Below are 25,645 nucleotides of genomic sequence, written 5' to 3'. Positions count from 1 at the left end.
GCGTCGGATCGGGGGCGAATGCCTAGGGCTTTTTTGGCCAGATGGGTACTTCACGACGGGCGCCGGTTGGCAGTGCCTGCGCAGGCATTTCCCCCCATTGGCCCTGACCTCCGCTCGGGTTGGCGTTCTGGCCGGATGGAGGCTGGTGGGGTTGGGCTGCCGGTGACGCGTGCTCGCGACGGCGATGACGCAGGGCGAATTCGGCGACTGCGTCGATATCTTCCTCGGCGATAGACATTGCCCCACGCCACGCGGCATGGGCCCGTGCCGCGCGCAGCCAGACCAGATCGGCGCGCAGACCATCGACGCCGGCGGCAAAGCAACGCTCGGTAATCTGCGCCAGCGCCGCATCATCCAGAGGGATGCTCGCCAACGCACTGCGCGCCTTCTGGCAGCGCTCGCGCAAGGCTTGCTGCTGGCTTTCCCATTCACCGCAAAAGCCTTGGGGATCACTGTCGAAATCCAGGCGTCGACGGATGATCTGCCCACGCTCGGCCGGGGCGGTGTGACCGCCGAGCGCGACGTTCAAGCCAAAACGATCGAGCAGTTGCGGGCGCAGCTCGCCCTCTTCCGGGTTCATGGTGCCGATGAGGACGAACTTCGCCGAGTGCCGATGGGAAATGCCGTCGCGCTCCACCAGATTGGTGCCGCTGGCGGCCACGTCGAGCAGCAGGTCGACCAGGTGATCCGGTAGCAGGTTGACTTCATCGACGTAGAGCACGCCACCGTCGGCCTTGGCCAGCACGCCGGGGGAAAACTGTGCGCGACCCTCGCTCAGGGCGGCGTCCAGGTCGAGGGTGCCGACCAGACGCTCTTCGGTGGCCCCCAGCGGCAAGGTGACAAACTGGCCGCTGGCGAGCAGGTCGGCCAGGCCCCGGGCCAGGGTCGACTTGGCCATGCCTCGCGGGCCTTCGATCAGCACCCCGCCGATCTTCGGGTCGATGGCGGTGAGGTACAGCGCCAGTTTCAAGTCGTCGGCGCCGACCACGGCGGAGAGAGGGAAATGGGGGGTGTCGGTCATTGTTGGATCTCGGTCATGGTCGGTAGGCTCACAAACACCTTAGTACCTGTAGGAGCGAGCCTGCTCGCGATGGTGTATCAGTTGAAATCAATGCGACTGACACTCCATCGCGAGCAGGCTCGCTCCTACAGGGGAATTGCGGTGAATCAGGTGTCTTCTTCTATATCCAGCAGCAAATTTTCCAACGCCTCGCGGTACTCACCCGGCTCCTTCCACATCCCCCGCTGTTGCGCTTCGAGCATGCGCTCGGTCATGTCGCGCAAGGCGTGGGGGTTGTGTTCGCGGACGAACTCCCGGGTGCCAGGGTCCAGCAGATAGGCATCGGCCAGCAACGCGTACTGGTGATCGTCGATCAACTGCGTGGTGGCGTCGAAGGCGAACAAGTTGTCGACGGTGGCGGCCATTTCGAACGCGCCTTTATAACCGTGGCGCTTGACGCCCTCCAGCCACTTCGGATTGGCCGCACGGGAGCGGATCACCCGGTTGAGTTCTTCCTTGAGCGTGCGAATCTTCGGCAGGTCCGGCTGGCTGTGATCGCCGTGATAACTGGCCGCCGCCTCGCCGCTCAGGCTCTCCACGGCAGCGAGCATGCCGCCCTGGAATTGGTAGTAATCATTGGAGTCGAGCAGATCGTGCTCGCGGTTGTCCTGGTTTTGCAGCACCGCCTGCACCTGGCTCAGGCGCCGGGTGAATTGCTCGCGGGCTGCGGTGCCTTCGTCGGAGCCGCCATAGGCGTAACCGCCCCAGTTCAGGTAAACCTCGGCCAGATCCTCGCGGCTCTGCCACAGGCGCCCGTCGATGGCGCCCTGCACGCCCGCGCCATAGGCGCCGGGCTTGGCGCCGAAAATGCGCCAGCCGGCCTGACGCCGCGCCGCCTCTTCATCGAGTCCCGATTGCAACAGCGCTTCGTACTCGGCCCGCACCTTGGCGGCCAGCGGGTTGAGATCATCCGGCTCATCCAGCGCGGCGACCGCCTGCACGGCGGCATCGAACAGGCGGATCAAGTTGGCAAAGGCATCCCGGAAGAAGCCTGACACCCGCAAAGTGACGTCCACGCGGGGACGGTCGAGCAGGCTCAGCGGCAAAATCTCGAAATCATCGACCCGCTGGCTGCCCGTGGCCCAGACCGGACGCACGCCCATCAACGCCATGGCCTGGGCAATGTCATCGCCGCCGGTGCGCATGGTCGCCGTGCCCCACACCGACAGACCGAGCTGGCGCAAATGATCGCCGTGATCCTGCAGGTGGCGCTCAAGGATCAGGTTGGCCGACTGGAAGCCGATGCGCCATGCAGTGGTGGTGGGCAGGTTGCGCACATCCACCGAATAGAAATTGCGCCCGGTGGGCAGCACGTCCAGCCGCCCACGGCTAGGCGCGCCGCTGGGGCCGGCGGGGACGAAACGCCCGTCCAGGGCATCGAGCAGGCCGCGCATTTCCGCCGGGCCACAGGCGTCCAGCCTGGGGGCGACCACTTCGCGCAGGTTGTCGAGGATGACTTGCACCTCAGTCCAGTTCGCCCCTTGTGGGAGCGAGCCTGCTCGCGATGGTGTATCAGCCACATCGATGTCGACTGACACTCCATCGCGAGCAGGCTCGCTCCTACAGGGGGTATCGATCGTCTGGGCGATCAGCTGTGCAGCGAACAGCTCAAGACGTTCACGGGTATCGCCCGTGGTGCGCCAGGGTTCTTCACTGATCGTCAACAACGCTTCGGGACGCGGCCCGCTCCAAGGCTCGGCCAGCCCGCAATCGAGCGGATCGAAGCCCAACTCAAAGGCCCTGGCCAACGCCCGCAGCAGGCTCGACTGCGCCCCGCGTCCATCGCCTCGGGGAATGCGCAGCAACGCGAGCAAGGTATCGATGCGCAACCTCCCTGCCGGTGACTCGCCGAACACATGCAGGCCGTCGCGGATCTGCGACTCTTTCAAGTCGCACAGATACGTGTCCAGCCGTGGCAGCCAGATTGCCGCATCGGCGTCGCTGTCCAGCTTCTCGTCCAGTTGCAGTTCGCGGTCGATGTGGGTGTCGCGCACCAGTTGCAGGATGTCGCGCTGCAATTCCCGGGCGCGGCGCGGATCCAGCAGTTGTGCTTCGTAATACTCGTCGGCCAACAGCTCCAGGTTGCGCAGCGGGCCGTAGGTTTCAGCGCGGGTCAGTGGCGGCATCAAGTGGTCGATGATCACCGCCTGGGTGCGCCGTTTTGCCTGGGCGCCCTCCCCCGGATCGTTGACGATGAACGGATAGATGTTCGGCAGCGGCCCGAGCAGCGCGTCCGGCCAGCAGCTCTCGGACAGGCCGACACCCTTGCCCGGCAACCACTCCAGGTTGCCGTGCTTGCCGACGTGGATCACACCGTGAGCGCCGTAGGTGTTGCGCAGCCAGAAGTAAAACGCCAGGTAACCGTGGGGAGGCACCAGGTCCGGGTCGTGATACACCGCGCTCGGGTCGACCTGATAACCCCGGGCCGGCTGGATGCCGACGAAGGTCAGGCCGAAGCGCAGCCCGGCGATCATCATCCGCCCGCCCCGGCACATCGGGTCGTTTTCCGGCGCACCCCAACGCTCCAGCACTGCCGCGCGATTGGCTTCAGGCAGTGCGTTGAACATCGTCAGGTAGTCGTCCATGGCGAGGCTTTGCTGGCAGGGGCGCTGGTCGAGACTGTCCAAATCGTTGCTGACACCGCCGAGCAATTGCCGGATCAGCGCTGTGCCGCTATCGGGCAATTCAGCCGGCAGCGGATAGCCCTCGGCATGCAGCGCACGCAGGATGTTCAGCGCTGCGGCCGGCGTATCGAGGCCCACGCCATTGCCGATTCGACCATCACGGGTCGGGTAATTGGCGAGGATCAGGGCAATGCGTTTTTCTGCGTTGGGCAGGCGCGCCAGATCGACCCAGCGCCGCGCCAGTTCGGCGACGAAGTCCATGCGTTCCGGTTGCGGCCGGTAGCAGACCACGTCGGACTGACTGCGCTCGCTGCGCCAGGCCAGGTCCTTGAAGCTGATCGGCCGGCTGATGATGCGCCCGTCCAGTTCCGGCAACGCGATGTGCATCGCCAGGTCCCGAGGCCCCAGGCCCTGTTCGCTGGCCCGCCAGCCGGGTTCGTTGTCCTGGGCACAGATCGCCTGGATCACCGGGATATTGCGGCGAAACGGCCGCAAGTGTGGGGCTTCGGGGCTGGATTGGGCGAAGCCGGTGGTGTTCAGAATCACCGAGGCGCAGGTTTCATCCAGCCAGTCCTCGACCACCGAAAGGCAGCCGGGCTCTTTCAAACTGGCCAGCGCTATCGGCAGCGGGTTCAACCCCGCGGCCTGCAAGCGCTGGCAGAAAACATCGATGAAAGCGGTGTTCGCCGCCTGCAAATGCGAGCGGTAAAACAGCACAGCCGCCACCGGTTGACCGGTCAGCCACTGGGCTTGCCAATCCTCGAGCGCGGCGGAGCTTTTATGCGGGTGGTATATCGCAGTGCGCGGCAGGGTTTGCGGCTCTGCCCACAGGTAGTCGCGCCCCAGCCAGCGATCGGCCAGGCAGCGAAACAGGTTCAACGCGTTGGCCATGCCGCCCTGACGCAGGAAGTGCCAGAGCCGGTCGCGATCTTCGGCAACCACGGTGCTCAGGTCGCTGAGTTCCGGGTCCGGGCGATCATCACCCGGCACCAGAATCAATTGCACCCCGCGCTGCGACAATTCCACCAGGCGCTCGACGCCATAGCGCCAATAGGCAATGCCGCCGTGCAGCGAAATCAGAATGACCTTGGCGTGACGCAGCACTTCATCGACGTACAGGTCGACCGAGGCGTGATTCTGCACCTGCATCGGATTGGCCAGGCGCACGCTCGGGTAGTCCTCGGGCAACTGCTGCGCCGCCTCGGCGAGCAGCGCCAGGCTGGAGTCACCGCTGCACAGGATCACCAGCTCGGCGGGGGTTTGTCCAAGGTCGGCAATGTTGTCATCCGACACGAAACCGCCGGGCTGGGTCCTGAGCAGGTGCATGGCTTACACGCTGAGCGCGGCGCGCAATTGCGCTTCGAGGGCGGCGGCATCCAGCTCCTGGCCGATCAACACCAGACGCGTGGTGCGTGCTTCTTCGGCGCCCCACTGGCGGTCGAAGTGCTTGTCGAAACGGGTGCCCACGCCCTGGATCAGCAGGCGCATCGGTTTGTTCGGGATGGCGGCGAAGCCCTTGACGCGCAGGATGCCGTGCTTGACCACCAGTTGGGTCAGGGCGTCCAGCAGCAGGCTTTCGTCGGCTTGCGGCAGCTCGATGGAAATGGAGTCGAAAGCATCGTGGTCGTGATCATCGTGATCGTCACCTTCGTGGTGGTGATCGTGATGGCTGTGACGGCCGTCGATGTGTTCTTCGGAACCGGCACCGAGGCCAATCAGCACGTCCAGCGGCAGGCGGCCGTTGCTGGCTTCGATGACTTTCACCGCCGGCGGCAGTTCTTCAGCGACTTCCAGGCGCACACGGGCCAGGTCTTCAGGCTTGATCAGGTCGGCCTTGTTGAGGATCACCAGGTCGGCGCTCGACAGTTGGTCGGCGAACAGCTCGTGCAGCGGCGACTCGTGGTCCAGGTTCGGGTCAAGTTTGCGCTGGGCATCGACTTGATCCGGGAACGCGGCGAAGGTGCCGGCGGCAACGGCCGGGCTGTCGACCACGGTGATCACCGCGTCAACGGTGCAGGCGCTGCGGATCTCCGGCCACTGGAAGGCCTGGACCAGCGGCTTTGGCAGGGCCAGGCCCGAGGTTTCGATAAGGATGTGGTCAAGATCACCGCGACGGGCGACCAGTTCGCGCATCACCGGGAAGAACTCTTCCTGGACGGTGCAGCACAGGCAGCCATTGGCCAGTTCGTAGACGCGGCCGTTGGCTTCTTCTTCGGTGCAACCGATGGAACATTGCTTGAGAATTTCGCCGTCGATGCCCAGCTCGCCGAACTCGTTGACGATCACCGCGATGCGACGGCCCTGGGCGTTGTCGAGCATGTGCCGCAGCAGGGTGGTTTTGCCCGAGCCGAGGAAGCCGGTAACGATGGTGACGGGGAGTTTGGCCAGTGTTTTCATCGGATGCCCTTTGGCAAGGTGGCGGGCATACGGGACGAGGACCGACAGCGCAGGCGCGCGTCGGAAGTGTTCGCCACCGGATCACCCCGCCCGGTTATAGTGAGAATCTGTTGCGAGGCAGGTCTCCTGGCTGACGGTGTGCCGATCATCAGACTGGCGTTCGTTGCGCCTTCCCGCGGGCTCAGGACCTGAGCGTGCAGTGGCGTGGCAGCGAACATCACCGCTCACAGTTGCGGGGGCAGCCGCGGCATCGACCGCGTTCCCTTCTTAGCTTCGACACATGCCGAAGAACCTCGAAAGCGCAAGGCTACGCATCGTATTGGGGCGGGTCAATGATCACGCTGAGTTCAGTGGCGGCCCGGATGACGCCATCGCGAGCAAGCATTGCTCCCACAGGTTGCCGGTGTCCTTGTGGGAGCAAAGCTTGCTCGCGATCGGGGCGACTCGATCTCAAGATGAGAACCCCTGCCAATTGACGCCCCACCCTCACCCATGCTCTCCTACACAACTTGTTACGGGTGCCCTTCACAGGGTGAAACGGGAAACCGGTGAATCGTGTGCTTTACTCAAAGCCACGTCAGTCCGGTGCTGCCCCCGCAACGGTAAGCGAGCGAAGCGTCAGATCCACTGTGCCGATGGGGCATGGGAAGGTGATGCTTGCAGGTAATGGCTAAGCCAACGCCCCTCGTGAGCCCGGAGACCGGCCCGCAACACGAAGTGATCCAACTTCACTGAATGACAAACCCGCGGTGGGCGGGCGCTGTTCGAATCTCTGCGCGCGTTGGTGTGCAGGGTTTCTTCATGCGCTCTAATTCCCCGCTGACAGAACAGAGGGAAACGCCATGTCGATCATCAGCAGCACCGGCCACACAGCCTCCTCCAGCACCACCTCCACCCTTGCCCAACGCATCACCGCCGCTGTCTGCGCGTCGATCCTGGGTGCGTGCCTTGTGTATTTCGCCGGTTTCTCGCACATCGAAGCGGTGCACAACGCCGCCCACGATACCCGTCACAGCTCAGCATTCCCGTGCCATTGAGACCTGCCGACATGATCAAGCGTATTGCGCAAACCGCAGGTTTCACGGGGCTGCTGGCTGCCCTGCTGCTGACCTTGCTGCAGAGCTTCTGGGTCGCCCCGCTGATTCTGCAGGCCGAAACCTACGAAAAATCCGAGCCTGCAGCCGTTGAAGTCCATGAACACGCCGCTGGCACCGCTGCCCACACCCACGATGCCGAAGCCTGGGAACCGGAAGACGGCTGGCAGCGCGTGCTGTCGACCACCGGTGGCAACCTGGTGGTGGCCGTCGGTTTCGCCCTGATGCTCGCCGGCCTCTACACCCTGCGCGCTCCGACCAGGACCTCCCAGGGCCTGCTCTGGGGTCTGGCCGGTTATGCGACCTTCGTTCTGGCGCCGACCCTCGGCCTGCCACCTGAGTTGCCGGGCACTGCCGCTGCCGACCTGGCGCAACGCCAGCTCTGGTGGGTGGGCACCGCCGCTTCCACCGCTGTCGGCATCGCGCTGATCGTGTTCGGCCGGCACTGGCTGATGAAGGTGCTGGGCGTGGCGATCCTTGCCGTGCCCCATGTAATTGGCGCCCCGCAACCGGAAGTGCATTCGATGCTTGCGCCCGAAGCGCTGGAAGCCCAGTTCAAAATCGCTTCGCAGCTCACCAACGTCGCGTTCTGGCTGGCCCTGGGCCTGATCAGCGCATGGCTGTTTCGCCGCAAAAGCGAAGGTCAATACCACGCATGATGGATGCTGGCACAGCGCCGACCCTGGTGGTCGGCCTGGGCTGCCAGCGGGGCTGCCCCGTCAGCACGCTGCGGGCGCTGCTCGATCAGGCCCTGCAGGCTCACCGGATCGAGCTCCATCAGATCAAGGCCCTGGCCAGCATCGACTTGAAACGCGATGAACCGGCGCTGACTGAACTGGCCGGGCAGCTTGACCTGCCGATATCGTTTTTCAGCAGCGAACAAATGACGCCCTATCAGGCGCTGCTCAGCCACCACTCGCAGATCGCCTTCGAACGCACCGGCTGCTATGGCGTGGCGGAAAGTGCGGCCCTGGCCCTGGCCGAGCAATTGGCCAATGCACCGGCGAAACTGCTGGTCCCACGACAAAAATATGCCCAGGCCACCTTGGCGTTGGCCTGCGCAGACCGAAATACCCGATAATCCCCGCCCGCGATCATGAGCAATCTTCATCTGAAGCCTTGCCTGACCCTTTTTTCTGACAGGAGCCGACGATGACCGTCTACTTCATTGGTGCCGGTCCCGGCGATCCGGAACTGATCACCGTCAAGGGTCAGCGATTGATTCGCAGCTGCCCGGTAATCATCTATGCCGGCTCGCTGGTGCCCACCGCCGTGCTGGAGGGCCATAGTGCCGAACAGGTGGTCAACAGCGCCGAGCTGCACCTGGAACAGATCATCGAACTGATCAAGACCGCCCACGCCAAGGGCCAGGATGTGGCCCGCGTGCATTCCGGCGACCCGAGCCTGTATGGCGCCATCGGCGAGCAGATTCGTCATCTGCGCGAACTCGGCATTGCGTTCGAGATCATTCCCGGCGTGACCGCCACCGCAGCCTGCGCTGCGCTTCTGGGGGCGGAACTGACCCTGCCGGACGTGTCACAGAGCGTGATCCTGACCCGCTACGCCGACAAAACCCCCATGCCGGCCGGAGAGGAATTGGGCAGCCTGGCGCAGCACGGGGCGACCATGGCGATCCATTTGGGGGTCAATCATCTGGAGAAAATCCTTGCCGAACTGCTGCCGCACTACGGCGCGGATTGCCCGATCGCGGTGATTCACCGGGCGACGTGGCCGGATCAGGATTGGGTGGTGGGGACGCTTGAGGATATTGCCGGGAAGGTTGCGGCGAAGGGGTTTCGGCGTACGGCGTTGATTTTGGTGGGTCGGGTGTTAGGGAGTGATCACTTCAGCGAGTCATCGCTGTATCGCGCAGGGCATGCGCACCTCTATCGCCCATAAGGACCCTATCGCGAGCGAGCTCGCTCCCACATTGGAATGCGATCAACTGTAGGAGCGAGCCTGCTCGCGATGGGGCCATTGAATTTCACCCATAAAAAAACGGCGCTCACGGTGCGCCGTTTTTTTGTTTGCAGCGAACGCCTTAGTAGTAGGCGTTTTCTTTCTGCGTGTGGTCAGTGACGTCACGAACGCCCTTGAGCTCGGGAATTCGCTCGAGCAAGGTGCGCTCGATGCCTTCCTTCAAGGTTACGTCGGCCTGGCCGCAGCCCTGGCAACCGCCACCGAACTGCAGAACGGCGATGCCGTCTTCGACCACATCGATCAGGCTCACCTGGCCGCCATGGCTGGCCAGCCCGGGGTTGATCTCGGTCTGCAGGTAATAGTTGATACGCTCGTTGATCGGGCTGTCGGCGTTGACCATCGGGACCTTGGCGTTGGGCGCCTTGATGGTCAGCTGGCCGCCCATGCGGTCGGTGGCGTAGTCGACAACGGCGTCGTCCAGGAAGGCTTCGCTGAAGTGGTCGATGTAAGCGGTGAAGCTTTTGAGCCCCAGCGCCGTGTCTTCAGGCTTTTCTTCGCCCGGCTTGCAGTAGGCAATGCAGGTTTCGGCGTATTGGGTGCCAGGCTGGGTGATGAAGATGCGGATGCCAATGCCCGGGGTGTTCTGCTTGGAAAGCAGATCAGCCAGATAATCGTGGGCGGCGTCGGTGATGGTAATAGCGGTCATGGAAACTCCTCGCAGGCTTGGGCGCAGTTTACGCCAATCATCGCGCCGGACAAAGTCCCAGTATTTTTGTCAGGAAAGATTCCGTTGTTTGCACCTCTTGTGGGAGCGAGCTTGCTCGTGATGACAGTGGCACATTCAAAATTGATGCCGTCTGTCACGCAGCTATCGCGAGCAAGCTCGCTCCTACACGGATCGGGGGAGATCAGAGGTTTTCGTAGCGGTTCATGTCCAATACGCCCTCTTCCACCGGATCTGTCTCGTGTATATAGCGGCTCAAGTCATGGAAGTATTGCCAGAACTGCGGATGGCTGCGACGAATGCCCCAGCGCTCGACGATTTTCTCGAAGCGCTCGGCATCCCTGGCGTTTTCCATGGCATCCACAAAGTCCGGAACCTCTGCGGCCGGGATGTTGAACATGAAATTCGGGTAACTGCTGAGAACGCCAGGGAAAATAGTGATGGTATCCAGCTCCGGCTGATAGCGCAGCGACTCACCCAGCAGGAACGCGACGTTGCTGTGGGCTCGGTTGCGCAGCAGGCTGTAGACCACCCGCTGGCCGCTGGCGGTTTCGACCCGCAGCATGGTCGCCTCCGGCAACTGATCGATGACCTTGAGCCCGGCGGCCGGGCGCGAGGTCAGGCGGCTCAAGGCCTGCTCGGCGCTTTGCAAGACCGGGTCAATGTTCGGCCGCGAACAGTAGGCGCCGTCGCAGCGGTTGATCGGGTCCGGCTTGGCGTTGAGTTCGCCGTAGCGCGCCAGCAACTGCATGGAGAAATCCCGCTTGGGGTCCTTCGCATCGAGTATCAACGCGGTCGGCTTGTCGTCATCGATGGACTCATAGTCCATCCACATCTTGATTTTGCCGCTGCTCTGGTACCAGTCGTCGAGGTAGCCGAGCCGCGAATCGGCCGGCATCAGGCGCAGGAAATTCTGCTCGGCACCGTTGCGGATCAGATCGAAATACAGCCGTGTCTGCGCCTGATGGGACACATTGCCGAACACGTCGAAATTCACCGCCAGCTGGTAATAGGTGCGCTCCAGCAGCGGGAAATCGAACAGCCACATGGTTTGCGGCACCTCGCCGATCAGGCCCTTGGTCACGGCGGCGCTGTCGAAATGCCGGAAGATGCTCAGCAACGCATTGTCATTGCCCGCCCACAGGGTCGACCAGCTCGGCGCCGGCAGATCGGCATAGCTGTCGCGGCGCAGCGCCTCGTACTCGTTACGTTTGTCGCGGTAGTTGTGCCACAGGCTCAGAACGCTGCCGACATCGTCGTTCTGCCCCGGCATCGCCAGCAACGGCGTGGCCTGGCCACGGTAATTCGGGTCGGTGATATAGAGGTCGTGTTCCGGCGCCTGGAACAAGGCCCAGAAGTTGTCGCGGATCACGTCGGTGGCAATCTGCCCTCGGCACACCGGGCCGCGAATGAAGGTCCGCACGAAATATTCGGCGTTATCCAGCATGAACTGATAACGCGCCTGGGCGGGAATGGCCTCGAACGTGGCAAAGGGGTTGGCCCGGCGCTCCGGTCCGTAACCCGGCAATGCGGTCACCTGCCAGTTGCCGTTGTAGAACAGGCTTTTGACCCGGGCCATTTTCGCCGCGCTCAGCGGATAGGTGATGTGCGTCTTGTGCACGATCACCCCCTGCACCGGCCACAGGCGGTAATAGAACTGCGTGCCAGGGTCGTCGTTCGGACGACGGGTGTTGATCAGGTCGATCGGTTGGCCAGTGGGCGTACGCGAACGCACCCACTGAAAGAAATGCCCCGGTTCGCCGTCCTTGAAATACAGGTGCGCGAGGAACCAGTGTTCGAACAGCCAGCGTGCCACCAGGCTTTGCCGGGCGCCCGGTGCATTGAGCAGGTTCTCCCACTGCACCACCTGCATGGCTTCCTTCGCGCTTGGCACCAGGCCCTGCTCATCGATCGGCGCACCGGACGCCAGCCAGCGCTGCAAGGTCTGGTATTGCTGGTCGGTCAAACCGGTGACGGCCAGGGGCATGCCCTGTTGCGGATGGGAACTGGCGTAGCCGTCGAACTCCGCGGGCATGGCGCAGACATTGTCACGGTTGAGGCCCAGCACAATATCTTCAGGCAATTTGGCATTGGGTTGCAGCGGCGTGCGGTGGCCCAACTCCAGCATCCGCGCCATCAACGCGGCCTGGCTGCCCTGGGCGTCGAGCACCGAATAAAAGCCCTTCTGCTGCCAGGCCCGCTTGCCGAAAGCGTCATAAAACAGCCGGGTTGGTGCGGCGGCCTGGCCGCGATCACCGTCGTAGACTGGGGTTTTGCTCGCCCCCCGCGCCGCGCCTTCGCCACTGCCCAGGTTGAGCTGACAGGCGGAATCGTAGCAAGCGTGGCAGGCCACGCACTTTTCCGTGAAGATCGGTTGAATGTCGCGGGTGTAGGAAATAGAAGGAGAAACAGCGGGAGAAGTGGCAGCCGGAATCGCCGCCCCCTGCGCCACGGCACCCCAGCTCAAACACAGCAATAAACTGCTGATAACCACGCGATACGACATGCCCTGATCCCGATCCTTGAAAACGCCGCGATTCTACCGGCCCGAAGACCGCGCCAACATGAGCGATATTCATGCAAAACCCGGACATGCTCCAAAAGCGCACAGGTTTGCTATTATCCGGACCCTTCGTCATGGCCTTACCGAGTAGTCCAAATGTCCGATCGCAGTGTTCGCCTTCAAGCTCTCAAGCACGCCCTCAAAGAGCGCATTCTGATCCTCGATGGCGGCATGGGCACGATGATCCAGAGCTACAAGCTCGAAGAACAGGATTACCGTGGCAAACGCTTCGCCGACTGGCCAAGCGATGTCAAAGGCAACAACGACCTGCTGGTCCTGACCCGTCCGGACGTCATCGCAGGCATCGAGAAAGCTTATCTGGATGCCGGCGCCGACATTCTGGAAACCAACACCTTCAACGCCACCCAGATCTCCATGGCCGATTACGGCATGGAAGCGCTGGTCTACGAACTGAACGTAGAAGGCGCCCGCCTGGCGCGCAAGGTCGCCGATGCGAAAACCCTCGAGACCCCGGACAAGCCACGCTTCGTCGCCGGCGTGCTTGGCCCGACCAGCCGCACCTGCTCGCTGTCCCCGGACGTGAACAACCCCGGCTACCGCAACGTGACCTTCGATGAACTGGTGGAGAACTACACCGAGGCCACCAAAGGCCTGATCGAAGGCGGTGCCGACCTGATCCTGATCGAAACCATCTTCGACACCCTGAACGCCAAGGCGGCGATCTTCGCCGTACAGGGCGTGTTCGAAGAGCTGGGCGTCGAGTTGCCGATCATGATCTCCGGCACCATCACCGACGCCTCCGGCCGTACCCTGTCCGGCCAGACCACCGAAGCCTTCTGGAACTCCGTGGCCCACGCCAAGCCGATCTCGGTCGGTCTGAACTGCGCCCTGGGCGCCCGCGAACTGCGCCCGTACCTGGAAGAGCTGTCGGACAAGGCCAGCACCCACGTCTCGGCTCACCCGAACGCTGGCTTGCCCAACGAATTCGGCGAGTACGACGAACTGCCGTCGGAAACCGCCAAGGTCATCGAAGAATTCGCCCAGAGCGGCTTCCTCAATATCGTCGGCGGTTGCTGCGGCACCACGCCGGGCCACATCGAAGCCATCGCCAAGGCCGTGGCCGGTTATGCCCCGCGGCAAATCCCTGACATCCCCAAGGCCTGCCGTCTTTCGGGCCTGGAACCGTTCACCATCGATCGCAACTCGCTGTTCGTCAACGTTGGCGAGCGCACCAACATCACCGGTTCCGCCAAGTTCGCCCGCCTGATTCGTGAAGACAACTACACCGAAGCCCTGGAAGTCGCCCTGCAGCAGGTCGAAGCCGGCGCCCAGGTGATCGACATCAACATGGACGAAGGGATGCTCGATTCGAAGAAGGCCATGGTGACCTTCCTCAATCTGATTGCCGGCGAACCGGACATCTCCCGCGTACCGATCATGATCGACTCCTCGAAATGGGAAGTGATCGAAGCCGGCCTCAAGTGCATCCAGGGCAAGGGCATCGTCAACTCGATCAGCATGAAGGAAGGCGTCGAGCAGTTCATTCATCACGCCAAACTGTGCAAGCGCTATGGCGCCGCGGTGGTGGTGATGGCGTTCGACGAAGTCGGCCAGGCCGACACCGAAGCGCGCAAGAAGGAAATCTGCAAACGCTCCTACGACATTCTGGTCAACGAAGTCGGCTTCCCGCCGGAAGACATCATCTTCGACCCGAACATCTTCGCCGTGGCCACCGGTATCGAAGAACACAACAACTACGCTGTGGACTTCATCAACGCCTGTGCCTACATCCGTGACGAGCTGCCCTACGCCCTCAGCTCCGGCGGCGTGTCCAACGTGTCGTTCTCGTTCCGTGGCAACAACCCGGTGCGCGAGGCGATTCACTCGGTGTTCCTGCTGTATGCGATCCGCAATGGCTTGACCATGGGTATCGTCAACGCCGGCCAACTGGAGATCTACGACCAGATCCCGGTGGAACTGCGCGACGCCGTGGAGGACGTGATCCTCAACCGCACCCCGGAAGGCACCGACGCCCTGCTCGCCATCGCCGACAAGTACAAGGGCGACGGCAGCACCAAGGAAGCCGAGACCGAAGAGTGGCGCAGCTGGGACGTCAACAAGCGTCTGGAGCATGCGCTGGTCAAGGGCATCACCACCCACATCGTCGAAGACACCGAAGAGTCGCGCCTGTCGTTCGCCCGCCCGATCGAAGTGATCGAAGGGCCGCTGATGGCCGGCATGAACATCGTCGGCGACCTGTTCGGCGCCGGCAAAATGTTCCTGCCACAAGTGGTGAAATCCGCCCGCGTTATGAAGCAGGCCGTGGCCCACCTGATCCCGTTCATCGAGCTGGAAAAAGGCGACAAGCCGGAGGCCAAGGGCAAGATCCTGATGGCCACGGTCAAGGGCGACGTGCACGACATCGGCAAGAACATCGTCGGCGTGGTCCTGGGCTGTAACGGCTACGACATCGTCGACCTCGGCGTGATGGTGCCGGCGGAGAAGATCCTCCAGGTCGCCAAAGACGAGAAGTGCGACATCATCGGCCTGTCCGGCCTGATCACCCCGTCGCTGGACGAGATGGTTCACGTGGCGCGCGAGATGCAGCGCCAGGATTTCCATCTGCCGCTGATGATCGGTGGCGCGACCACCTCCAAGGCGCACACGGCGGTGAAGATCGAGCCCAAGTACAGCAACGACGCAGTGGTGTATGTGACCGACGCCTCCCGTGCGGTGGGTGTAGCCACGCAACTGCTGTCCAAGGAACTGAAAGCCGGCTTCGTCGAGAGGACCCGCGAGGAATACATCGACGTACGCGAGCGCACCGCCAACCGCAGCGCCCGTACCGAACGCCTGAGCTACGCGGCCTCGATCGCGAAAAAGCCACAGTTCGACTGGGCCAGCTACACCCCGGTCAAGCCGAAGTTCACCGGTACCAAAGTGCTGGATAACATCGATTTGAAGGTACTGGCCGAATACATCGACTGGACGCCGTTCTTCATTTCCTGGGACCTGGCCGGCAAGTTCCCGCGCATCCTCCAGGATGAAGTGGTCGGCGAAGCCGCCACCGCGCTGTACGCCGATGCCCAGGCCATGCTCGCCAAACTGATCGACGAGAAGCTGATCAGCGCCCGCGCCGTGTTCGGCTTCTGGCCAGCCAATCAGGTACGCGACGATGACATCGAGCTCTATGGCGATGACGGCAAGCCTTTGGCCAAGTTGCATCACCTGCGCCAGCAGATCATCAAGACCGACGGCAAGCCGAACTTCTCCCTGGCCGACTTCGTCGCGCCGAAGGACAGTGAGCTGACCGACTACGTGGGCGGCTTCATCACCACCGCCGGCATCGGTGCCGAGGAAGTGGCCAAGGCCTACCAGGACGCCGGCGACGATTACAACTCGATCATGGTCAAGGCCCTGGCCGACCGCCTGGCCGAGGCTTGCGCCGAGTGGCTGCACCAGCAAGTGCGTAAAGAGCACTGGGGTTACGCCAAGGACGAAGTGCTGGACAACGAGGCGCTGATCAAAGAGCAATACACCGGCATCCGCCCTGCCCCGGGCTACCCGGCCTGCCCGGATCACACCGAGAAAGCCACCCTGTTCGCCCTGCTCGACCCCGAGGCGGCCGAAATGCGCGCCGGCCGCAGCGGCGTGTTCCTCACCGAACACTACGCCATGTTCCCGGCGGCAGCGGTCAGCGGCTGGTACTTCGCTCACCCGCAGGCGCAGTACTTTGCCGTGGGCAAGATCGACAAGGACCAGGTGCAGAGCTACACATCGCGCAAAGGCCAGGAGCTGAGCGTCACTGAGCGCTGGCTGGCACCGAACCTGGGTTACGACGAGTAATCCCGCTGCCGGCCACAATTATTGTGGCCGACAGCAATCCCTGTAGGAGCGAGCCTGCTCGCGATGCGGCCCTTTCAGTCGAATCAACTTTGACTGTAAGACCGCTATCGCGAGCAGGCTCGCTCCTACAATTGTCTATGCTTACTTTTCACACATGCGTGACGAGGGGTTTATGGACGATCCGGTCGACAACAAGCCGCCAACCTTCTGGCAAATGCTGCACAGCGTCATGGCCGCGGCATTCGGGGTGCAGAGCGGGAAGAATCGCGCGCGGGACTTCACCCACGGCAAGCCCAGTCATTTCGTGATTTTGGGGATCCTGTTCACGGCCGTGTTCGCGTTGACGCTCTACGGCATCGTGCAACTGGTGGTGCACCTGGCAAAGGTCTAGTGCATCAGGGTTTGCAGGCTGAACGGGTAGCGGTATGACGTCGGCCGCCCCTTGGCCGAAAGCTTGTGAAAATCCACACCGAAATCTGCCGCGGCGCCCATGGCCAGCAAGCGTTTGGCTTGCGCCCGGTCGATCAGCTGTAACAGCGGTATCTGTCGGTCGCGACCGCCGTACTGGCTGACGTCGACCCCGTCGTCGTAGTCGTGCAACTGCACCAGGGCCCAGCCACCCAGGCTGAAATGCCCGCCCAACAGCACGCTCAAACGATTGTCCAGCAACGCGCGCAACGCTGCGGGCGAGTTATTGATGGTGCCAAACAACGCATCCTTGCCAGGTTTGCCGCCTGTCTCTTCGAAGGCCTGCATCACGCCAAACATCATTTCGTCATTGGCCGACCACACCAACGACGTCTGCGGATAGCGCTTGAATAACATCTTGGCCTGCTCGTAGGCACGCTCCCGTGTCCAGCCGCCGGACACCAACTGGCGCAGGCGCACTTCGGGGTGCTCGGCCAGTGCGCGTCGCATGCCCTTTTCCCGCAACTGGGCGGACGGCGTGAGTTTCAACCCGGAAAAGGCCAGCAGGTCAATGTACTGGCCGGGAGCAACCGGTGGGTGCAGGCGGATCAGCTCCTTGAGCATCAGGTAGCCGCCTTCCTCGTCGTTGGGTACCAGGCTGCCCACCCAGTCCGGGTATTTGTCCGAGCGAGCCCCCAGCATCCGCATTTGGTCGGCGCTCAGGGCATTGTTGACAATAAACAGCTTCACCCCGCTACCCAGGGCCAGGCGCAGGATTTCGGGGGCGATGTTTTGCTCGTTGACGAACACCAGATAGTCCGGGCGCTTTGCCCCTTGCAGGGCGTCGCGCGCCTGCTTGAGGGTGATGTCGGATTTACGGTCCGAATACTCGATACGCAAGTCCATGCCCAGGTCCTTGGCGGCCGCCTGCATGAATTGCGAGTAACTGACCCAAAAAGCTTCCTTGGTGGTTCCCGGATTGAGAAACAGCACCGACGCTGCGTGAGCGCAAGGTCCCACGACCGTAGCCAGCGCCAGCAATACGCCACACAGAAACTTCAACATTTATCGCCCGAGCCCCCGGAAATTCGCCGCGCATTATAGCCAGCGAACACCCGCAAAACGGCGTTTATTACAGTTTTTGTCCGACAATCGTCGGAACGGGGCCCGGGCGGGTCGTTTACTGATGACTCACCCAGAAAATCGCTGTGCCGACCACCAGAATGATCAGGAACAGAATCGCCCAGGCATCGACCGTGCTATCGCTTTTCCTTGCTTTGGTTGGGTTGCTCATTGCATCGCCTCTTGTCGGTTTTATCGGTGATTGCATAAAGACTCGACCAGAGTTAAGACGATGATTGCCCGCACGACAAATGAGGGTTAGGCGACAACTATTCTCGTTAGGCGATTTGGTTCTTTACATATATTCAAACATCACTTTTGCGCATAACTGCAAACTGGTATCTTGCCCCGGCTCCGTGGGGAGTGCGCGGCCGTGCGCGCAGAATTGCAGAGGCTCTTGGACTGCGGCAAGCACACTAACGCAGCTGTATCCGAGCGACCCAGCCTGAGAACAGGACTTATATGTACGTATACGACGAGTACGATCAGCGGATCATCGAGGACCGCGTCAAGCAGTTCCGTGATCAGACCCGACGCTATCTGGCAGGCGAGCTGAGCGAAGAAGAATTCCGCCCCCTGCGCCTGCAGAACGGGCTTTATATCCAGCGTTTCGCCCCGATGCTGCGGGTGGCGGTGCCTTACGGCCAGCTGACTTCGCGCCAGATGCGAATGATGGCCAGGATTGCCCGTGACTACGACAAGGGCTATGCCCACATCAGTACCCGGCAGAACGTGCAGTTCAACTGGCCGGCGGTGGAAGACATCCCGGACATCCTGGCTGAACTGGCTACCGTGCAGATGCACGCGATCCAGACCAGCGGCAACTGCCTGCGCAACGTCACCACCGACCAGTTCGCCGGTGTCGCCGCGGACGAGCTGATCGACCCGCGCCCATGGTGCGAAATCGTTCGTCAATGGACGACTTTCCACCCGGAATTCGCCTACCTGCCGCGTAAATTCAAGATCGCCGTCAACGGTTCGACCTCCGACCGCGCTGCCATTGAAGTCCACGACATCGGCCTTGAGCCGGTGCACAACGCCGCTGGCGAACTGGGCTTCCGTGTGCTGGTGGGTGGCGGCCTGGGCCGTACTCCGGTGGTGGGCGCGTTCATCAATGAATTCCTGCCGTGGCAAGACTTGTTGAGCTATCTCGACGCCATCCTGCGGGTCTACAACCGCTACGGCCGTCGCGACAACAAGTACAAGGCCCGGATCAAGATTCTGGTCAAGGCGCTGACGCCAGAAGTCTTCGCACAGAAAGTCGAAGCGGAAATGGAACACCTGCGCGGCGGCCAGACCACTCTGACCGAAGCCGAAGTGCATCGCGTCGCCAAACATTTCGTCGACCCGGACTACAAGGCCCTGGACAACCAGAGCGCTGCCCTGGCCGAACTCGACAAGGAATACCCAGGTTTCGCCCGCTGGCGCACCCGCAACACCGTGGCGCACAAGAAGCCCGGCTATGTGGCCGTGACCCTGTCCCTGAAGCCGACCGGCGTTGCGCCAGGCGACATCACCGACAAGCAGCTCGACGCCGTGGCCGATCTGGCCGAGCGCTACAGCTTTGGTGAATTGCGCACCTCCCACGAGCAGAACATCATCCTGGCCGACGTCGAGCAGGAAAAGCTGTTCACCCTGTGGGGCGAATTGCGCGAGAACGGTTTCGCCACGCCGAACATCGGCCTGCTGACCGACATCATCTGCTGCCCTGGCGGCGATTTCTGCTCCCTGGCCAACGCCAAGTCGATCCCGATTGCCGAATCGATCCAGCGTCGCTTCGACGACCTGGACTATCTGTTCGACATCGGTGAACTGGACCTGAACATCTCCGGCTGCATGAACGCTTGCGGCCACCACCACGTCGGCCACATCGGCATCCTCGGGGTGGACAAGAAAGGCGAAGAGTTCTACCAGGTGTCCCTGGGTGGCAGCGCCAGTCGCGACGCCAGCCTGGGCAAGATCCTCGGCCCGTCCTTTGCCCAGGACGACATGCCTGACGTGATCTCGAAACTGATCGACGTGTACATCGAACAACGTACCGAAGACGAACGTTTCATCGACACTTACCAGCGTATCGGCATCGACCTCTTCAAGGAACGCGTCTATGCAGCGAATCATTAAGAACAACGAAGTCGTCGACGAAACCTGGCACCTGCTGCCCAAGGACTTCAACATCGACGAGATCAGCAACTGCGACGACCTGATCGTCCCGCTGCAACTGTGGCGCGAACACAGCCGCATGCTCCAGGCCCGCGACGGCGGCCTGGGCGTTTGGCTGGACGCTGATGAAGAAGCCGAAGAAATCGGTGAAGACGCCAATCAGTTCCAGGTCATCGCCTTGAACTTCCCGGCGTTCACAGACGGTCGCAACTACTCCAACGCTCGCCTGCTGCGTGACCGCTACGGTTTCAAAGGCGAGCTGCGAGCGATTGGCGATGTGCTGCGCGACCAGTTGTTCTACATGCACCGCTGTGGTTTCGATGCCTTTGCCATTCGTGCCGATAAAGACCCGTACGAAGCCCTGGAAGGTCTCAAGGACTTCTCGGTGACCTATCAGGCCGCCACCGACGAACCGCTTCCGCTGTTCCGTCGTCGTTGATCGTGATGCCTTGAGCCCCTTGCGGGCTCAAGGCTCATGGGTTCTCGCTAAGCCTCCCCTACGGGCGGAAATGGCCGTCCCAGCGCCACCCAATGGGTGTAAAGTCGCGCCCGGTCCTCCAACGTTGTGAACGCCGCAATCGGGTTGTCGAATGCCCCTCCTGGCACCCGCATATCCTGGGACAATCGCTCCCACATTTCCTGCGAAGCATCCGCTTCAGTCAACAGCCGCCATACCCGAGCCTGAAGATCCAGATAGTTCACCCGGAAATCCGCGGTGAGCGTCAGTGAGTTGATGGTCCCTAAAAACCGTCCTCCGCGATGCCTGAGCGCCAGCCGTTGCCATATCAGTAATCGGGCATTCCCTTGCGCGGGTTCAATGCCGTGCAGCCAGGCTGCCGGGTCCCCATAGTCATCGCCTGCCGTGCTCAGCCACAAATTGATACCCGTTTGCTCCCGATGCGTGACCAATCGCTGCAGGGTCTCTTCGTCGTTGATCGGGTTGTGCCACAGCAGGACTCGATCCCTGGCGATGGCCTGATTCAGCACCGACTGTGGCACTCGTTGGATCTGGTTATCCTGTAAGTCCAGGGTGGTGAGATAGGGCTGATCCATAATCCCGACGGGACAAGTCTTGATGTCCGTATTACTCAGTTTCAATGACCGCAATTGACTCATCCCCATGACTACAGGGGGAAACACCAACGGGTTATCGCTCAGATCCAATGATTGCAAATTTACCAATGGACTTAACTGTCCCGCCGTGTTTTCCGGGATAGCCAATACTTGCTCGTCGTCCAGCAAAACTGGCTGCGCCACCGTGTTCTTCTGGAAGGTCAGCCAGGTGGAACGTAGATTCAACGACGTGAGGTGCTGCAACTGGGGGATTGTCGGCGGCAACACACTTTCCAGTTCCCCGGCAGCGTTGGGCAACCGCAAGTCTGTGCCTTCCAGGTTCAAGGTTTGCAAATGTGGGAAGCGCTCGAGAAAGCCATTCAGAGTCTCCCGCTCGAACAAGTGGAAGTTACTCATATTCAGCTCCACCACGTCATTGAACCGGACACTCAGGACCGGCAGCCGATGATAGTCCTCGTTACTCATGTCCACTCTGAAGCCATCAACGTGATTTCCCGTGTAGTGGCTATTGCTCTGCGGAGGTCTTTTTTGCCAGATCGCAATGAGCTCATCTGCCAGCTCACCGCGAGTTTCGCCCTCATACTCAATCACTTCCTGTATCCGCCCGGCGTTTTGCTCGTCGACTTGCTCGGCCGTCAGCCCCTCTGTCCCGGGATCCCCCATTTGCAGCAGATCGACGTCCATGTCGTCGATGTCGACCGCGACTTGATCAATCCAGGCCTCCAGATCCGAACACAGTTGCTGCAACTGCTGCATTGAACCGTCGATGAAAGCCTGAGCCCCGCTCCCCAAAGGCTGCAAGATCGCATCAGCTTCGGCATTGGATAATTCGGGATAGATCTCCTTGAGTTGCAACCTCATCGCTTGATGGGTCAGTGCCGCCTCTTGAGGTGTATTCGGATAAACACCCCCTCTCAATCCCTCGGCCTCGAACGGTAACCTTGAGTCCATCCTGCCCAGGCCAAGCATCAGCTCTGAGCGGGATAATGTTCGGTCGCTGATTTTCAGCTCCAGCTCGGTGCCGGGGTCACTCGATACCAACCCCAGCGCCGAACGCTCGTCATTGGACAGAACAGCGACGACAGCCTCGGAAAAATTCGTCTCGCCAGCGGCGCGGGTTGACGAGTGATGGAGCAGATAGTGCCTGCCCGACTTGATCAAGATCCGGCGTTCAGGCGTATCAAGCGGGCCAATGCGATCCAGGATCCGGCCTCCGATCGAACTGTCGCGCACTTCGATTCGCAGCCCCTTGGGCCAACCAGGCAGACTCCTGAGGGAGTGCAACATCAGGGTGTCCGATTCGACATTGGTTACAGATCGAAGATAGAGACCTTCAAAAGCTCGATTGAGGCGCACATGCTGCTGGTATTGGCGCGCCTTGCCGTCCAGTTGCTTGAACAGCTCCCTGGCCAGGGCCGGTTCAGGCGACGCCGTGAAATCGACACCATAGCGACCCAGCATTTGCTCCACGGCTACCTTGGGCAGGTCGGGGTATGTTCGTTGGAACAGCTGGACCCATGGGTGCTCCGACTGCTGGAGCGCCTGATATCGACGATTGAACTCAGCCTGCGCGCTCCCCGGATCGCCCAGCGCCGTCACCTCCTGATCGATCCTGAAGCGATCGACAGTATCAGCCAGCAGAGGCGTCGGCGCGCGCCCTGACTGCATCAGCCGCAGCATGTCATCATCGACTGCGCTGACCTTGCCGATCTGCGCCAGCACTTCATCAGTGAAGGTGCCGGCCGGTGCCCCTACTCCTCGCAAAAGCTCCGTACGGGTCGGCAAAGGCAAAGGCAATTGCGGTTGCCGGGGCGTCGGTGCAACGGCTTGCTCCTCGATCGACTCGCCTGCCCCTCCACTTTCGCGCTCCAGATTACTCACCACAGCCAACTCCGCCCCATCCTTGCCCAGCGAAGCAACACCCACTGCCAAAGGCAACGCGTTGAGCAAACCGAACACAGTCCGCGTCACACCCTGCGAGCGCTGGCTGGCGTCCTGGCCGTTAACGGCCTGATCCAACCCGTAACCGGCGTCGATCAGTCCGGCGAGGACCATCAATCCCTCTCCTCCAGGCACAAATAAAGCCAGCGGACCGAACCGGGTGATCCATTGGGCTATCGGTTCGACGACCGCACTCAAGTTGTCGCGGTTGACCTGGGCATCATCGCGAATCGTTGCGACGCTGGCCTGGGCAGCCTGTTTCATGGTCAATACCAGCTGCGCAAAAGGATCAGCGTGCGGGGAAGGCAGTTCGAAATCGATGTAATCGGCAGGATCCCAGTACCCCTCGTCGTTGAAGAAGCCCGAGTCTTTGGACAGCATGTGCTTTCGCGGGAACATCGCCATGCCATCGAGCGCCGTGAGCACTCCGGCATGGAACGTACCGTCGTCACGGTCCTCTTCGGCGAAGTGACAAGCCAGCGCCTGCTTCGTTTCACCGGCCTTGCCCTGCTGGACTATCCATTGGCGCAACTGGCCCCTGTCGGCGAACTCATGCAGTGGTGAAGAGTTGCCGGGGATATACATCAGCACTCGGCCACTGGAACGATCGCTGTAGCACCAGATATCCCTTGCCGTGTATCGGTACAGTTTCAAGCGGCTTGCCTGGACGCTTGCGGGAATGCGCGTGTGTGCACGCAGTTGTTCGATCTTCAGCGCTTCCCATGTTTGCCCGGCTGGCAGTCCTGCCGCCTGCATGGCCAGTTCCAGACCTTTTCCAGACAGGCAATTTTCCTGGTGCTGCAGCCACGCCGTCATGACAAAAGCGGCTTTGGTCGATGTTCTCAGGGCGTATGGCTCGCGCGCCGCGATCATCTTGTCGGACGGCCAGGCCTTATCGACATAGGCCTGATACAACTCTTTGAATTGCAGCTCCCAAACCCATTTCTTGAAGCTGGCGGGGGTTACGCTGATCTGCGTCTGCGGCCCGTAGGCTTGCGGCTCCGTGCGGCGATAAATACCTTCATAGGTCCGATGATCGTCAGTCGGCTCGGGCTGCTCCATGATGCGTATGGACGGTCCGATATCGGGCGGGACGTAGAAGCCGAAACCGGTCTCATAAAAGTGACCGTCGCCAATGGTCTGATAATTGGACAGCAGTGCCTGAACCAGGGACTGCGACGTCGCCACTCGCCCCTGATGACTGCCATCCAACTCGGGACGTAGCCAGTAATCGTAATGCAGCGTCACCAGTTGCGCCGTCTGCGGATCGATGCCCGGCCCCCACTTCTCGCGTATAAGTTGCTCGCCATACTGGGCAGGGGTCTTTGGAAGCGCGGTGTCTATCGCCGCTCTCAATTCGTCGCGCATTCGTAGAGAGGGTGCCGCGTGCGGGGAAGAATCCTGTTCGTGAAGAAACCTGTTCATGGTGCATTCCTTTGCAGTCACGTCAAAAACACAACCCTACCCAATCTGCCCTCTTTTCGATGTCGGAGTGATCCACAGCAACCTATTGAAAGTGCATCGCTGCCCGACAGAATTGGAACCGTACTGAAGACCAAAAAAAAACCGTGGAAACTCTCCACGGTTTTTAATGGGTCATGAGGGTGTGGCTTCGAACGTCACCAGAACCGTTGCTGCGTCAACCGGCTCCACCAGCTCAGCAACACACGATCAACCGAGCCGCTGGCCGCCATGCCTATGCGCTCCGGCAGGCTTTTGCGTTCGGCGTAGTGCAGGTGATACAGCTCCGATTGTTTGGCGCGCTCGGCCAGGTACTCATCGCTGGTCTTGAGTTCGTCCACCAATTGCTTGTCCAACGCGGCAACACCCAGCCAGATTTCGCCGGTGGCCACTTCATCGATGGCCAGTTGCGGGCGGTAGCGAGAAACGAAGTTCTTGAACAGTTGGTGAGTGATGTCCAGGTCTTCCTGGAACTTCTCGCGGCCCTTCTCGGTGTTTTCGCCAAACACCGTCAGGGTGCGCTTGTACTCGCCGGCGGTCAGCACTTCGAAGTCGATGTCGTGCTTCTTCAGCAGGCGATTGACGTTGGGCAGTTGCGCGACCACGCCAATCGAACCGAGGATGGCGAACGGCGCGCTGATGATCTTCTGGCCAATGCACGCCATCATGTAGCCGCCACTGGCCGCGACCTTGTCGATACACACGGTCAGCGGCACGCCGGCTTCACGGATGCGCGCCAGTTGCGAAGAGGCCAGACCGTAGCTGTGCACCATGCCGCCGCCGCTTTCCAGGCGCAGGACCACTTCGTCCTTGGGCGTGGCCAGCGTCAGCAATGCGGTGATTTCGTGACGCAGGCTTTCGGTGGCCGAGGCCTTGATGTCGCCGTTGAAGTCCAGCACGAACACCCGTGGCTTGGCCTCGGGCTTTTTCTTCTGCTTCTTCTCGGTCTTGACCTGAGACTTGCGCAAGGCCTTGAGCTGGTCCTTGTCGAGCAAGGTCTGCTCCAGGCGCTCACGCAGCCCTTTGTAGAAATCATTGAGCTTGCTGACCTGCAACTGGCCGGCGGTCTTGCGTCGACCTTTGCTGCGCAAGGCCGCAAAGCTGGCCAGGACCACCAGAATGGCGATCACCAGGGTCACGGTCTTGGCCAGAAAAACAGCGTATTCGGACAAAAAATCCACAGGGACTCCTCAAGCGATGCGCGGCGTGAAGCGCGCGGGATACCTCCAGCATACCCATGCGTCGTCGTTGCGACCAGTCGTGAAACCACTGGCGATGGGCCTGTAACGG

Annotated in this window: 16 protein-coding genes and 2 riboswitches; of the genes, 8 read left to right on the top strand and 8 right to left on the bottom strand. The window is 61.4% G+C overall.

Features of this window, described 5'->3' with window-relative positions; translation table 11 throughout:
- Nucleotides 1–22: 22 nt before the first annotated feature.
- From ABTV29_RS12970 to cobW, 3 genes are all read right to left on the bottom strand, one after another.
- A complete protein-coding gene (locus tag ABTV29_RS12970; RefSeq protein ID WP_433770779.1) occupies nt 23–1,021 on the bottom strand; it encodes an ATP-binding protein in 999 nt (332 codons plus the stop codon).
- A 146-nt stretch (nt 1,022–1,167) separates the two neighbouring features.
- Nucleotides 1,168–5,010 (bottom strand): cobaltochelatase subunit CobN, encoded by a 3,843-nt coding sequence (cobN, locus tag ABTV29_RS12965; protein ID WP_433770777.1) that lies wholly within the window; start codon nt 5,008–5,010, stop codon nt 1,168–1,170.
- Nucleotides 5,011–5,013: 3 nt separating this feature from the next.
- Nucleotides 5,014–6,081 carry a cobalamin biosynthesis protein CobW gene (gene cobW / locus ABTV29_RS12960; protein ID WP_433770775.1) on the bottom strand — a complete coding sequence of 356 codons (1,068 nt, stop codon included), beginning with the start codon at nt 6,079–6,081 and terminating at the stop codon, nt 5,014–5,016.
- A 99-nt stretch (nt 6,082–6,180) separates the two neighbouring features.
- A riboswitch (cobalamin riboswitch) is annotated at nt 6,181–6,392 on the bottom strand.
- A gap of 188 nt (nt 6,393–6,580) precedes the next feature.
- Nucleotides 6,581–6,804, top strand: a riboswitch (cobalamin riboswitch).
- A gap of 119 nt (nt 6,805–6,923) precedes the next feature.
- Here cobW and ABTV29_RS12955 point away from each other — a divergent pair.
- The 4 genes from ABTV29_RS12955 (at nt 6,924) to cobM (ending at nt 9,074) form a co-directional block, all read left to right on the top strand.
- Entirely contained in the window at nt 6,924–7,118 is a 195-nt protein-coding gene (locus ABTV29_RS12955) for a CbtB domain-containing protein (RefSeq protein ID WP_121105316.1), read from the top strand.
- A gap of 11 nt (nt 7,119–7,129) precedes the next feature.
- A complete protein-coding gene (locus ABTV29_RS12950; protein WP_433770773.1) occupies nt 7,130–7,834 on the top strand; it encodes a CbtA family protein in 705 nt (234 codons plus the stop codon).
- Nucleotides 7,831–8,256, top strand: a complete 426-nt coding sequence (locus ABTV29_RS12945; RefSeq protein WP_433770771.1) for a cobalamin biosynthesis protein — start codon at nt 7,831–7,833, stop codon at nt 8,254–8,256. Before ABTV29_RS12950 ends, ABTV29_RS12945 begins: the two co-directional genes overlap by 4 nt.
- 71 nt (nt 8,257–8,327) lie before the next feature.
- Nucleotides 8,328–9,074 carry a precorrin-4 C(11)-methyltransferase gene (cobM, locus tag ABTV29_RS12940; protein ID WP_433770768.1) on the top strand — a complete coding sequence of 249 codons (747 nt, stop codon included), beginning with the start codon at nt 8,328–8,330 and terminating at the stop codon, nt 9,072–9,074.
- A 142-nt stretch (nt 9,075–9,216) separates the two neighbouring features.
- Here the strand turns inward: cobM and nfuA are convergent, their stop codons facing one another.
- Together nfuA and ABTV29_RS12930 are read right to left on the bottom strand one after the other, a co-directional pair.
- The gene (gene nfuA, locus ABTV29_RS12935) at nt 9,217–9,801 is read right to left on the bottom strand and encodes a Fe-S biogenesis protein NfuA (protein ID WP_110963268.1); all 585 of its coding nucleotides are present in this window, start codon (nt 9,799–9,801) and stop codon (nt 9,217–9,219) included.
- A gap of 202 nt (nt 9,802–10,003) precedes the next feature.
- Nucleotides 10,004–12,325 carry a fatty acid cis/trans isomerase gene (locus tag ABTV29_RS12930; RefSeq protein ID WP_433770765.1) on the bottom strand — a complete coding sequence of 774 codons (2,322 nt, stop codon included), beginning with the start codon at nt 12,323–12,325 and terminating at the stop codon, nt 10,004–10,006.
- Nucleotides 12,326–12,478: 153 nt separating this feature from the next.
- Between ABTV29_RS12930 and metH the strand changes: the two genes are divergently transcribed.
- Both metH and ABTV29_RS12920 read left to right on the top strand, forming a co-directional pair.
- Nucleotides 12,479–16,189 (top strand): methionine synthase, encoded by a 3,711-nt coding sequence (gene metH, locus ABTV29_RS12925; protein ID WP_433770763.1) that lies wholly within the window; start codon nt 12,479–12,481, stop codon nt 16,187–16,189.
- 172 nt (nt 16,190–16,361) lie between these two features.
- Nucleotides 16,362–16,580, top strand: a complete 219-nt coding sequence (locus ABTV29_RS12920; RefSeq protein ID WP_110963271.1) for a DUF2970 domain-containing protein — start codon at nt 16,362–16,364, stop codon at nt 16,578–16,580.
- Here ABTV29_RS12920 and ABTV29_RS12915 read toward each other — a convergent pair.
- Entirely contained in the window at nt 16,577–17,662 is a 1,086-nt protein-coding gene (locus ABTV29_RS12915; RefSeq protein ID WP_433770761.1) for an ABC transporter substrate-binding protein, read from the bottom strand. The genes ABTV29_RS12920 and ABTV29_RS12915 overlap by 4 nt on opposite strands.
- A gap of 519 nt (nt 17,663–18,181) precedes the next feature.
- On the opposite strand from ABTV29_RS12915, the gene ABTV29_RS12910 reads away from it, so the two are divergent.
- On the top strand, nt 18,182–19,840 hold the full coding sequence (locus ABTV29_RS12910) for a nitrite/sulfite reductase (protein ID WP_433770759.1): 1,659 nt from the start codon (nt 18,182–18,184) through the stop codon (nt 19,838–19,840).
- Nucleotides 19,824–20,318, top strand: a complete 495-nt coding sequence (locus ABTV29_RS12905) for a DUF934 domain-containing protein (protein ID WP_433770756.1) — start codon at nt 19,824–19,826, stop codon at nt 20,316–20,318. The genes ABTV29_RS12910 and ABTV29_RS12905 overlap by 17 nt, the downstream gene beginning before the upstream one ends.
- A 47-nt stretch (nt 20,319–20,365) precedes the next feature.
- Here ABTV29_RS12905 and ABTV29_RS12900 read toward each other — a convergent pair whose 3' ends face one another.
- Both ABTV29_RS12900 and sohB read right to left on the bottom strand, forming a co-directional pair.
- Nucleotides 20,366–24,319 (bottom strand): leucine-rich repeat domain-containing protein, encoded by a 3,954-nt coding sequence (locus ABTV29_RS12900; RefSeq protein ID WP_433770754.1) that lies wholly within the window; start codon nt 24,317–24,319, stop codon nt 20,366–20,368.
- A 194-nt stretch (nt 24,320–24,513) separates the two neighbouring features.
- The gene (gene sohB / locus ABTV29_RS12895) at nt 24,514–25,536 is read right to left on the bottom strand and encodes a protease SohB (protein WP_110963276.1); all 1,023 of its coding nucleotides are present in this window, start codon (nt 25,534–25,536) and stop codon (nt 24,514–24,516) included.
- Nucleotides 25,537–25,645 lie beyond the last annotated feature (109 nt).

Source organism: Pseudomonas putida (assembly GCF_050989985.1).
Taxonomy (GTDB): Bacteria; Pseudomonadota; Gammaproteobacteria; order Pseudomonadales; family Pseudomonadaceae; genus Aquipseudomonas; species Aquipseudomonas putida_AI.
This window is presented reverse-complemented; position numbering and strand designations above follow the sequence as displayed.